Raw genomic sequence first — 10,612 nt, forward strand, 5'->3', positions numbered from 1 at the left:
ACGATCCACGCCCGGCGGAATCAGATCCCGACGAGCGCCGACCTGCCACAGGAGCAGCTGACACTGATCAGGGTTTGCTCGGCCGGAGACCTTCACGGGGAGCGCGCTGGCGGCGCCCACCGCTGAACACCGCACTACGGGCGGCGCCCGGGTGCTGAGGGTCCCAGGCGCCTGTCACGACGTCTTCCTTCAGCAGGCTTGGACGCGATCGTCAACGAACGGCGTTCCGCGCAATGATCCTGATGTCTGACCGTTGTTGTAGAACGCGTCGGCTGACGCGTAGTAGCTGCCGTTCCAGGGACTTGAAGCGATTCGGTACCACCAGGTGTTGCCGTTGGCGACCCTGAAGCCGGTGACCTTGCAGGCCACCTGAACTTTGGTGTTGCGTGGGATGGTCGGACCGGCACTGCCGCCGGCGTTGCTGAAGTTGGTCCATGTGTTCGTCGCGCCGCCGGTGGTCTCGGCGTACGTGGCCGGCTGTTGCGGAGCTGGGTTTGCCGGAGGTTGTTGCGTAGTCGCTGGCTTCTGCCAGTTGTTGAACAGGCGGACGAAGCCGTACATGGTGTCTGCTTCCTTGAAGCAGGCCTGCAGGTTGGCGTACTGGGTCCAGTCGCTGAACCGGTAGTTGCAGATGGCCTTCATCTCGGCGCGGAACCGGTCGTCGACCCACTTGCGGGTGTTCTCGTCCCGGGCGAGGGCGAGACCGTTGCCGAGGTTGCGGTATCCGAAGTCGTGTTGCTGGCATGCCTGGTCGAAGAGCTTGCGCCAGCTCGCGAAGGTGGGCGGGCTGCAGCTGTCCGTGCCCCAGTCAAACTTGTTGTACGGCGACGGCTTGCGGCAGGTGTTGTTCGGCATGCAGCCGGCCTGGGCGAAGTTGGTCTTGCGCTGCATGAACTGGCCGTTGCCCAGATTGACGGTCTCCACGGTGTAGCGGCGCTGCTCGTTGCGGTCCGCCGTGGTATCGGCGTGCGCAGACGAGACTGCCCCAGCGAGCACGGTGGCGAACGCGGCGGCGACCGCCATGGCGCGCGCACCGATCTTGATGGGGGTGGCCGCACTCGATGATGCTCGATGCTGACGTAGCACATGGCGTGGCACGATTGTTGGCATTGGGCCCCTATCTGGCCGCAGGCGGGATAGCGCGGTGATTTCGAGCGTGGCGATGCGATGCGTGGCGTCGCTGGTGAGTGTTGCTTCGACAATGCGATCGGTCGAGCGGATTACTCGTTCGGGTGACGACGCACCGATCGACGATTGTTGGCCTGCTGCCCTGAGCGTGCTGCCGGCAGATCATGCGACTGGAGCGGAGGATGCGCTCGGGCGCTCGACGGTGCCGGACCGCTCTCGACGGACTGGTCGAACATGGACCTGCCGGCGTCCGCGGGGCCGGTCCGGCTTGAGAGCCGGACCGACCCAACGGCTTCCTGGCCCCGCCGAGGCTCAGGCCTTGATGGTGATGCAGGCGATCGAGCGGTCGGACGATCCGGGCCAGGTGTAGGCGCCGCAGATGCCCGAGTCCGTCTTGATCCACTTGTTGATCGTCCACGTCTTGGTCTCGCCGTTGCCCGACTGGTACCAGGCAACGCCGGTGGGGCCGTTGCCGGCCCACGCCTCCAGGAAACCGGACGACGCGTTGCGGGGCCTCTGTACCTTGATCTGGCTGACCCACTGGGTGTGGTCGGTGGTGTTCTTGGCACCGGTGTCGACCCAGATGCAGGTGCCCACGTCCTGGGACCAGCCCTGGGCGCACCCGTTGACCGTATCGGCGGACGCCGGGTTCGCCGTGGCCACGGCGGCGGTCACCGTGATCGCCGCGACGAGTGCCGCCTGGCCGCCTGCGCGTAGTGCGCGCTGCGCCGTCTTGTACATCTGAGGTGCTCCTTCGATTGCGGGGCTTGCATTTCGCTTGCCCTGGCACCTCTGACTTTCGTCGTCAGAACCCGTTAGCACTGCGGACAAATGTTGGCCTGGTTCATCACGCTGGCTGATCCCGGCAGCCAGCGGATCGGGCCGTGTCGGCGTCGGCGTCGTTGCAGGCGAGCCGTCGGTAGGTGCGGTCGCTGAATGAGGACGAGACGCTGAGGCCCCACTGCTGTCTGTTGCCACCACAGCCGACCCGTGCCTGGTAGCGGCCGGTGAACTGCTGGCGGAAGGTGTACCGGATGACCGCAGCGGTCCCCGGCTCGCCGGGCTGGGCGAATCCGGAGCCTCCGGACTGGGACTCGATCCAGACTCCGACGACTGGGTTCCCCGTGGTACAGAAGACATCGATGGTGAGATCGCGGTCGGTCGATGTGGGCAGGGTGGCGGCGAGGACGCCCCAGACCGCCGGGAGCACGACGAGGGCGACACGCGGGATCCACGCTTCCAGGCGTCGCGCGGCGCTGAGTTGAGGCCCGGTCATGGGTAGATCTCGCGAACCGTGTCGTCGAGGAAGAACTCCCAGTTTTGGCTCGCGTAGCGAACGAGTTCCGGGGTCGGCGGCCCGTCGCGGGAGCAACCGGGATCGAACTCCACCAGCTTCGTACGCATCTCCTCCACGCTGCGGCGCACCGTGCCGCTCTTGACGCCAGCGGCATGACCGATGCGGGAGTGGTCGTGCAGGCCCACTGCCATCGCTCTCCACATCGAGAGCCGCGATCTGGAACTGAAGAACGTCTCACGCAGCGTCGGGGCGGACCTTGGCGGCAGGTGCATCCGCAGGAGCGGGTCGATGTACTCGCGACCATCCACCACGGCCTGCACCGCTGTCGCGAGCTTGCCCTTCACGTCCTTCGGGCACATTCCACGGCAGCGAAGTTGCTCACGAGCGAACATCATGTGCAGCCGCCTGTTGGGTTCCCCCGAGGTCCACAGGACGGCCGGCGTCTCGGCCTTGGTGGCCGCCTGCAGCAGGGCCAGGCCGCTGAGGTGCAGCCGGGCGTCGGTCAACTGGACCTTGCGGTCGCGTCGCCTCCGTTCGAAGTCGTCGGAGTGCGGTTGGAAGAGCATGTCCGCCACGACGGCGTCGTAGCGCTCCCGTCGCAGGTGGTCCAGCGCCACGACCGGGTCGGCGACGACGACCGGCTCGCACGATATCGCCTGGGCGAGTTCGGTGTGGGCCATCTCTGCGGCGATCCCCATGTCCTCGACCACCAGAATTCGCACGGCCGTCACCTCTCGGGTTGCAGTGGAAGCGTGAGGCGCACGGCTACGCCTCCTTCGAGCGGCGCCGGGAGCAGGTGCAGATCTCCGCCCCGCTCCAGGAGCCTCTTTCGCAGCCGCTCCAAGCTGCTGCCCGGGGCGGCGAACCGGTCAGGGTCCATGCCCGGGCCGTGGTCGCGCACGTCGAGAGTCATCGTCGCGTCCGCAACGTCGAAGTCGACCTCGACCGACCCGCCGCCATGCACGACGACGTTCTTGAGCAGGTCGGCGAGTCCTTGGCTGAGCAGGACCGCATGCTCGCGGGGGATCGTGAGCCCGCCGAGTGCAGGGCCGGACAGAAGCTCCAGCCGGTCCCCGTACGCCCGGATCTCGTTCTTGAAAATGTCGACGGCGCCGACGTTGTCCTCCTGCAGTAGGAGCTGGCGGCGGCGGGTGGCTGTGAGCAGCCGCAGCCGCCGCGCCACTGCGCGGGCGTCGTCTCCGGCCTCGATCTCATCCGCGGCCCTGTCGACGTGGGTGTGCAGGTCGCCGAGGGCCGCTGTGTAGCTGGCGGACAGGGCTTTGGTCTCTACCCGGACGGCGATGCGGCACAGCCATGCCATCCCCTTGCCGACCAGGAACCACACGAGGGCCCATCCGGCGTACATCGCGATGCTGCGCAGGTGCTTGTCGGTGAGCTCCCACCGATGCATGAGCCCGAGGATCAGCAGTGGGTGCAGCACGATGGCGACGATGAGCCCTGCTTCGAGCAATCTGCGTTGCCGGGCGTTGCGGAACCCGCCCCAGGGGTAGAACGCGAACACGGCCAGCGGTATCAGGGCGTAGTTCCCCATTGGGACGCCGATGCCGTACGCCGCGAAGTCGCCCGGGGCGAGCAGACGCGCGAGCAGCAGCTGCACCACGAAGATCAACGCGATCCATGCCGCCGCCCAGGTGCGGCCGCGGGTCAGCGGACCTCGATGCCGCACCACGACGCCGGCTAGGGCGAGGTGCGCGGCTCCCAACGCCAGCGCCGCCGGCACGCCGCCAGGCCCGTAGCGGTCGTTGATCGCGCTGGCGAAGAGGTTCGTTGCCTGCAGCAGCAATGCCACCGTCTCGAACGGCCGGATCAGTTTGTACGTGGTGCTCTCGAGCAGTTCATCGCTGGGTGTCCAGGGGCCGACGAGCGTCGAGGCCGGATCGTCCACCGCTGCCTCGACGCCCGGTCTGGGCGCCGGCACGCTCAGCATGCCGGTACCCCCGTGTCGACGACGTTCGCCTTCTGCCCGTCGTCGATGTAGTGGGCGTTAAGCCATCCGGTGTTCGCGCCACCATTCGGTGTGGTGGGCCGGGTCAAGTTCGACGCCCGGTACCAGAGGCTGTTGTTGTACGGGGCGACGACGTCACCCCAGCCATAGCAGTCCAGCCGCACCTGGTTTCCGGCGTACACGCCGTGGCCGGTAACCCGATCGGTGTCCGCGGTGTGCGGGCTGTTGCGGAACCACACGCCGTCCGGGGACGTCTCGGATGTGTTCATGACGGTGAAGACCGGATGGCTGTCCAGTGGCGGCGCGGTGCCGATGGTGAATGCCACCGGACCGGTGCTGCGTCCGGTCGCGGAGTCGACCAGCGTCGTGTGATACACGCCGGGTGGGTTACCTGCGCAGGGCCACGACCATGTGACGCTGCCGTTGCTGTGTACGGACCCGCCGCCGAGCCCGCCCAGCGGGTAGGGCGATCCGTCCGGACGTGTTGCGGAGACGGTGAACCGGCCGCCGGGGGTGAAGCCGCTCGAAGCGCCTCTGAGGGTGCCGCCGGTGTTCGTGCAGGAGCCTTCGATCGAGAACTGCAGTGGGCCAGCGGGACCGCCCCCGCCGCTCGCCGGGCCGCCACCGACTGGACCGCTACCGGTCGGCGCTGGCGTTGTGGTTGGGCCTCGCGTCTGGCTCCAGTCCAATCGCGGCAGGACGTCGGCGAGCAGGGAGCCCTGCGTGTCATGCGCCTGCTGCTTTGGGTGGAAAGAGCCGACGCCGTTGCCGACACTGGTGAAGCCGTTGATCCACGAGTCGGCGGAGCACAGGTTGTGTCGGGTGCCGGTCGATGGTTCGAACAGCCGGGCGTCGGATCGGGCGATACCCAGTCCGCCGCCGCTGTTCACGTCGAGGAACGACACGTGGACGCCGTTCCACTTGCCGTCGGCCTGCGTGGCGGCATTGCCGATGGTTGCGTTGAGGTATCCGCCGAGGCCGCGAAGTTCGTTGGCGTCGGCCCGGCCGATGGTCTGGCAGATGTCCACCGCCTGTGGCAGGCCCGTCCACTGGTTCGGGTCCTCGATCAGCTCCGGGTAGCCGAGGACAACGATGTTGCCGCCGCGTACCAGGATGTTCTCGGCCACCGTCTTCAGGAAGTCTGCGTACGCTGTGGCGAGCTCATCGATGCGCTGGCGAATGATCGTTTCCTGGGGACAGTAGTGCCCCGGGTCAGAGGGCAGTCGCTGTCCTTGAGCGGTCGTAGCGGCGCCGACGGCGCCGACGGTGGCGAAATTGCCCAGCAATTGCTGCATACCAGTGCATTGCATGATAACCGCGGAGAACCGGATATCGTTGCCACCGAGAGTGAATGTGACCAGGTCATATCTCCCGGCGTCCGCCGTCCATTGAGCCGGATGCGCGCCGACATTCTTCAGCGCGTCGCGAATGGTGGCGCCGCCGCACGCGACCAGGTCTAAATCGTTCGGGCGGACGAACGACGCGCCGAGTTTCTGTGCCGCGACGGTGGCGTAGACCCGCGAGCCTGATCCTGGCTGGGCCTGCTTGCATTCGCCGGAGGCGTTGGGCAGACCCTGGCCGGAGGAGTAGGAGTCGCCGGCAGCCAGCCACCGGACCGGTCGGCTCGGGGCCTGCCTGGGCGCTGCGGACGCGACCGTCGGCTGGCCGACGGCGACGGCTGTAACAGCGAGCACGGCGATGTGCAGGGTCGACCAACGCAGCTTCATGCGGGCTCTCCCAGTTGGTGGAGTCGCTCGCCCAGTAGGCGATCGACAGTGGCGAGCTGTCCGGTGGACGCGCCTGCCGGGCAGGTATTCATGCCGGCGAGCACGTGCAATTCGTCGACGACGAGTTCACCCAGCACGGAGTCAGGTGTCGTGGATGCCGCCGCGGCGGCGTCTACGCCAGCGGGGCCTCGCAGCGCAGTCATCACGTCCGTGCAGGCCGCGGCAGAGTAGCTGGCCAGCAATGGCTGAACCATGTGGTGCAGCGCGATGATCGACGCGCCGGGCCCGTCAAGGTGGGCCTTTGCCGCCGCGGTGTCCGACACTGCTGGGGTCGGCAGCCGGTACGGCGGTGGGGTGGCATCGTGGCCGGAGCTGCATGCCGCCATGGCGAAATTCGCGAGCAGAGACGCCCAGCAAATAAAGATCTTTCCCGCATGGCGGATCGGGCGGACATCGTCCGGCATGATCCTCCTCCATATTCGAGCGTGTGGCTCGGCAATGATGCCGGAGAGAGGCAGAGACGGACAAGCGCTAATTGTCCCTGGACACCCACGGGTGAAGGACCGCGAGCCGCGAAGATCGAATTAGATGATTCACCAGTTCGTGGCGCGGGCGACAATTGTCCCTCGACCGCCGCCAGCGCCGAGCGAACCATTGGAGTCGTCCCTGCATCCTCACATCGACTCCAAAGGAGCACGCAACGATGAAGAACATCATGCGGTGGCCCGCAATGGCGGCCATTCTGGTGGTCGCCACCACCACCGGGGTTCTGACTACCGCCAACCCTGCCGCCGCGGCCGGGCCCCGGTTCTCAGTCATGAACACGTCGGAGCAGCCGCCCGACGGCGTCTGGTTCCGCAACAGCGGCAGCGTCAACGACACCGACCGCGTCACCGGCCACGGCGTCTACGCCGGCGACGTCGTCGAAGAGCAGTGCTACATCTGGGGCGACGCAGTTGGTCCCTACGCCAACCGGCTCTGGTACTTCGTCTCCAACATCACTCGGCCGACGGTGCCCGGGTCTGGCACGCCGAATACCGGCTACCTCAACGCGCACTACATCAACGACGGCACCAACACCAACCAGGTCGTGGCCGGCGTCAACCAGTGCGGCACCCCGCCGCCGCCCGTCAATCAGGCTGCCCATGTCGCCTACTACTCCGGTGTGGGCGACGCCGGCGCTCAGGCCGCCCGCGACCTCGGCGTCGCGCGGGTGCTGACCGACAACGGCACGTTTAACGGACGCTGGCACCCCAGTGCCGCGTGCACCCCCGACAGCTCCGCGGTCAACTTCGGCGGCAGCGACATCACCCGCCTCGGCGGGTGGAGCCTCGGCCGCCTCGGCCCGATCTACGCCCTGAAATACCTCAAAGACCACAACGGCGCCGACCGCGCCAGTCGCATCACGTACATCGTTCTCTTCGATCCGGGCGCGCCGGCCGACTTTGGCGCCTGCGACTACAACCACCCCAACGTCCGCGCGGACCAGACCCTCGCTTGGTGGCTCGGGCTGCCAGGAAACCACCACCTGATCGTCATGTCCGGCAACGACACGGCCGTCAACCACCATCAGACGATCCAGAACGCCTACTTCCCGGCGATCAAGAGTGCCGGGACCACTGTCCGCCAGCGGGTCCTGGTCTGCAACTACTCGCTCAACCACCAGGACACCTACTACAACAACGTCCACGTCATGACCGACGGCAACGAAATCTCGACGACGCAGGGCCTCACCTCCTGTCCGACCCAGGCCGGTCAGCAGATCTGGGGCTGGAACCCGTAAGCCGTCCACCGGAGCTCCCGCGGCTGGCCGCGGGAGCTCCGGTGGCATCGCTGAGCGACCCAGCCGCCCCGCTTATCCGCTGAGTCGCGCGGAGGGAACAACGGGGCATGAATGGGGTGGGCTGCGTGGCCGATGGCGGGAAGCGTTGCGGTTACAGGGTGGCGCTGCGGTCCGCGGGTGATTCGGCAGCGATGAGCGTTGTTAGGCGTCCAGTCCTCTTGGGTCCGTCGAAGAGCGGCCAGTCCTCAATGTGCTGTTGGGTCAGTTCACCGGAGGTAAGCAGCTGCTGTGCGATGCGCAGTGCGCGTTCATCGTCGCGTAGCAGGATCAGGCGGGCGAGCGAAAACACGGTGGGAAGGTCATCGACGTTCCAGTCCTGGACGCCGTCTCGGATCGCTTCATAGCCCATTCCTTGCTCGAGTGTGATCCACCGGTTGACCTTGGCGACCGCAATGCCGGCCGCGTCGGCGGCCAGTGCTTCCTCGACTCGGGCGAGCACGGCGGCCTGCCGCCACCGCCCGGCGTGCAGACTTTCGTGGAACGGAACTCCGGATTCGGCCAGGCGTCGGCCCATGCCCGGGGAGAGGTGATCCCAGACCGCGGCGACGATGCCGAAGCGCGCGGCGCCGATGTCGTCGATCGCCGCTTGAACGTCCTCCGCGGTCGGGGTGAGGACGGTGCCCGGTTCAGTGCCGGTCTTGTCGCTGTGCCGCTGGTCGGTGACGCTGCCTCGGTGTGCGATCACGTGCCGGTCGACCGCGTCGGCGGCCGCAGCCACCCCGAATCGGTTGACCAGGACGTCACGCCACTGCTCTGGCGCACCGAAGCAGAGCTTCCGGGCTTTCGCATCCAATTCCGGTGAGGTCAAGTTCGGGTACGTGCTGGGATCGGTGTGCTGCAGCAGCAGATGCATCATGCGGGTAACCAGCGGTTCGAACGTGGACACCGCCGCCACGAGCAGGGCACGTAGCAGCATCGGCGTCCGGCGCGCTTGCCCGACGGCCTGCAGATAGGCTTGGAAATACAGCAGCTCGTCAACGGAGTCCAGTTCTGTCGGCATCAGGCCAGGCAGGGGCTGGATGGCCATGCCCGGCACGTCGACAGCGGACGCGAGGATTCGCACGGGGTCGGCGTGGGCTTGAGCTGGAGTCAGCCCTGTACCTGCCGAAAATGCCATCCGGGCAGCTCAGGCGGCGTGCTCGTATTCGTGAAGGACGCCACCGAGGCGGTCGCGTCGGTGGATGTCCAGCCGGGCGAGTTGGTCCGGGTCGGTGATCGGTTCGGGTAGCGGCTTCAGCGGCCGGACGTTCGCGACCCCCTGATGCGGTCGATGCAGGTTGTAGAACTGCTCGTACTCCCGCAGCGCATGCAGCAGATGCCGTTGGTTCCAGATCAGCTGCCGTTCTCCCTCGCCAAACGAACTACCAAAGCCCGGATCGACCGCAGCGTGCGGGGCCGACCGCGCCGCCGGGGCCGCGACACGACGGCATGGCGGCGCGCGATCAGGTCACGGTGCCACTTGAGGACCGTGTCGGGCCGGACCAGCAGCCGCAGGCGCCGCAGGGTCGGCCTCGGCAGCGGGTGCAGCAGCGCGGCCAGCCACGCCCGATCGACCGGCTCGAACCGGACCCGCTGCCCGTCGAGCTGGCGCTGCAACACCGCGAGCTGGTGACGCAACAACAGGATCTCGATGTCCTTGTCGCGGTCGCCGCCAGGCAGCAGCCGCAGCAGCATAAACGCGTTCGTGATGCCCAGGTACGCCAGTCGCAGCAGCATGAGGCGGCATCATCGCGTAGTCATCGGTGACGATCGGCACGGGCGACGCCCCCGAACCAGACCAAGGTCGGACCCGGACGCCAAGAGGGCCCGCGACCTGCACGGATGTCATTTTCGACAGGTACAACGTCGAAGGTGTCGGGCGCACCTTTGCGGTCGCGAAGGCCGAGCCGCTCGGGTTCGACGTCGCGAGATGGAATCCGTCCATGGGTACGGGCGCGACCGGTACCCCGGCTTCGGCATTGTTCAGGGCTGGGTCACGGTGCGGAGATCGCGGTGTGCTGCACGACGGGGTAGGTGGCGGAGTCAGGCGGCCGCGGCGACGATGGTCTTGACGCTGTTGCGGATCGTGTCGGGTGTGGCGGTGTCGATGACGGTGATGGGCTTGTCCTTGGTGTCGCCGTGGATGGCGACCTGTTTGATGGATGGGAAGCTGGCGTAGCCCTGGATCATCGCGGCGACCGGCACCTCGCCGGCGGCGATGATGACGGTGCAGCGCTGGACGCCGAGGGTGTTGTAGTACGTGAGCCCATTGGCCGCGGTCTGTGGGCCGGTGATGGCGAGGTGTTGCACCTTGATGAGGGTGGCCAGCGAGGCGTCCTGCATGCCGTCCCAGGCGGGCTTGGCCAGGGGACCCGCGAGCCCTTGGTCGTCGGTGAGCAGACAGGCCGTGGTCGCCTTGTACTGCCGTTCCCGCGGCGCGGGCGCCGGGTCGTCGAGCCACGCCAGCCACATGACGACCGCGGCGGCAACGACTAGGAGCACTCCGCCGACGGCCAGACGGCGGTGCGTGAGGGTGCGGAGCATCGCCGACCTCCCCGTGTGATCAGGCACGCGGTCCGGACACTAGCGGGTCCCGGCCTGCTGCGGTAGCCCGCAAATTGCACCTCCGAGGCAGTGATCACTCCAAATAGGACATTCGACGGCTGTAATTA

The 10,612-nt window shown here is 67.2% G+C and carries 11 protein-coding genes; 1 reads left to right on the top strand and 10 read right to left on the bottom strand.

Annotated features, from left to right (window positions below; genetic code table 11):
* Window positions 1–189: 189 nt before the first annotated feature.
* From ACQEVU_RS10835 to ACQEVU_RS10865, 7 genes are all read right to left on the bottom strand, one after another.
* On the bottom strand, window positions 190–1,023 hold the full coding sequence (locus ACQEVU_RS10835) for a phospholipase A2 (RefSeq protein WP_433322592.1): 834 nt from the start codon (window positions 1,021–1,023) through the stop codon (window positions 190–192).
* A gap of 417 nt (window positions 1,024–1,440) precedes the next feature.
* Window positions 1,441–1,869, bottom strand: a complete 429-nt coding sequence (locus tag ACQEVU_RS10840; protein ID WP_433322594.1) for a hypothetical protein — start codon at window positions 1,867–1,869, stop codon at window positions 1,441–1,443.
* 106 nt (window positions 1,870–1,975) lie between these two features.
* Entirely contained in the window at window positions 1,976–2,404 is a 429-nt protein-coding gene (locus tag ACQEVU_RS10845; protein ID WP_433322595.1) for a hypothetical protein, read from the bottom strand.
* Complete coding sequence (locus tag ACQEVU_RS10850) at window positions 2,401–3,147, bottom strand: hypothetical protein (protein ID WP_433322596.1); 747 nt, start codon at window positions 3,145–3,147, stop codon at window positions 2,401–2,403. The genes ACQEVU_RS10845 and ACQEVU_RS10850 overlap by 4 nt, the downstream gene beginning before the upstream one ends.
* A 5-nt stretch (window positions 3,148–3,152) precedes the next feature.
* A complete protein-coding gene (locus ACQEVU_RS10855; RefSeq protein ID WP_433322597.1) occupies window positions 3,153–4,373 on the bottom strand; it encodes an ATP-binding protein in 1,221 nt (406 codons plus the stop codon).
* Window positions 4,367–6,118, bottom strand: a complete 1,752-nt coding sequence (locus ACQEVU_RS10860) for a GDSL-type esterase/lipase family protein (RefSeq protein ID WP_433322598.1) — start codon at window positions 6,116–6,118, stop codon at window positions 4,367–4,369. Before ACQEVU_RS10860 ends, ACQEVU_RS10855 begins: the two co-directional genes overlap by 7 nt.
* Window positions 6,115–6,582 (bottom strand): hypothetical protein, encoded by a 468-nt coding sequence (locus ACQEVU_RS10865; RefSeq protein ID WP_433322599.1) that lies wholly within the window; start codon window positions 6,580–6,582, stop codon window positions 6,115–6,117. The genes ACQEVU_RS10860 and ACQEVU_RS10865 overlap by 4 nt, the downstream gene beginning before the upstream one ends.
* A gap of 239 nt (window positions 6,583–6,821) precedes the next feature.
* Between ACQEVU_RS10865 and ACQEVU_RS10870 the strand changes: the two genes are divergently transcribed.
* Entirely contained in the window at window positions 6,822–7,901 is a 1,080-nt protein-coding gene (locus tag ACQEVU_RS10870) for a hypothetical protein (protein ID WP_433322600.1), read from the top strand.
* 151 nt (window positions 7,902–8,052) lie between these two features.
* On the opposite strand, the gene ACQEVU_RS10875 is transcribed toward ACQEVU_RS10870, so the two are convergent.
* From ACQEVU_RS10875 to ACQEVU_RS10885, 3 genes are all read right to left on the bottom strand, one after another.
* Window positions 8,053–9,024 carry a hypothetical protein gene (locus ACQEVU_RS10875; protein WP_433322601.1) on the bottom strand — a complete coding sequence of 324 codons (972 nt, stop codon included), beginning with the start codon at window positions 9,022–9,024 and terminating at the stop codon, window positions 8,053–8,055.
* A gap of 269 nt (window positions 9,025–9,293) precedes the next feature.
* Entirely contained in the window at window positions 9,294–9,677 is a 384-nt protein-coding gene (locus tag ACQEVU_RS10880; RefSeq protein ID WP_433322602.1) for a hypothetical protein, read from the bottom strand.
* A 306-nt stretch (window positions 9,678–9,983) separates the two neighbouring features.
* Window positions 9,984–10,484, bottom strand: a complete 501-nt coding sequence (locus ACQEVU_RS10885; protein ID WP_433322603.1) for a hypothetical protein — start codon at window positions 10,482–10,484, stop codon at window positions 9,984–9,986.
* Window positions 10,485–10,612 lie beyond the last annotated feature (128 nt).

The organism is Dactylosporangium sp. CA-139066, from assembly GCF_050936175.1.
GTDB lineage: Bacteria > Actinomycetota > Actinomycetes > Mycobacteriales > Micromonosporaceae > Dactylosporangium.

What these genes read in the sequence shown, in the direction of transcription:
- ACQEVU_RS10835 (WP_433322592.1), bottom strand. Translation starts at nt 1,023, where the DNA reads ATGGCGGTCGCCGCCGCGTTCGCCACCGTGCTCGCTGGGGCAGTCTCG.
- ACQEVU_RS10840 (WP_433322594.1), bottom strand. Translation starts at nt 1,869, where the DNA reads ATGTACAAGACGGCGCAGCGCGCACTACGCGCAGGCGGCCAGGCGGCA.
- ACQEVU_RS10845 (WP_433322595.1), bottom strand. Translation starts at nt 2,404, where the DNA reads ATGACCGGGCCTCAACTCAGCGCCGCGCGACGCCTGGAAGCGTGGATC.
- ACQEVU_RS10855 (WP_433322597.1), bottom strand. Translation starts at nt 4,373, where the DNA reads ATGCTGAGCGTGCCGGCGCCCAGACCGGGCGTCGAGGCAGCGGTGGAC.
- ACQEVU_RS10860 (WP_433322598.1), bottom strand. Translation starts at nt 6,118, where the DNA reads ATGAAGCTGCGTTGGTCGACCCTGCACATCGCCGTGCTCGCTGTTACA.
- ACQEVU_RS10865 (WP_433322599.1), bottom strand. Translation starts at nt 6,582, where the DNA reads ATGCCGGACGATGTCCGCCCGATCCGCCATGCGGGAAAGATCTTTATT.
- ACQEVU_RS10870 (WP_433322600.1), top strand. Translation starts at nt 6,822, where the DNA reads ATGAAGAACATCATGCGGTGGCCCGCAATGGCGGCCATTCTGGTGGTC.
- ACQEVU_RS10880 (WP_433322602.1), bottom strand. Translation starts at nt 9,677, where the DNA reads ATGCTGCTGCGACTGGCGTACCTGGGCATCACGAACGCGTTTATGCTG.
- ACQEVU_RS10885 (WP_433322603.1), bottom strand. Translation starts at nt 10,484, where the DNA reads ATGCTCCGCACCCTCACGCACCGCCGTCTGGCCGTCGGCGGAGTGCTC.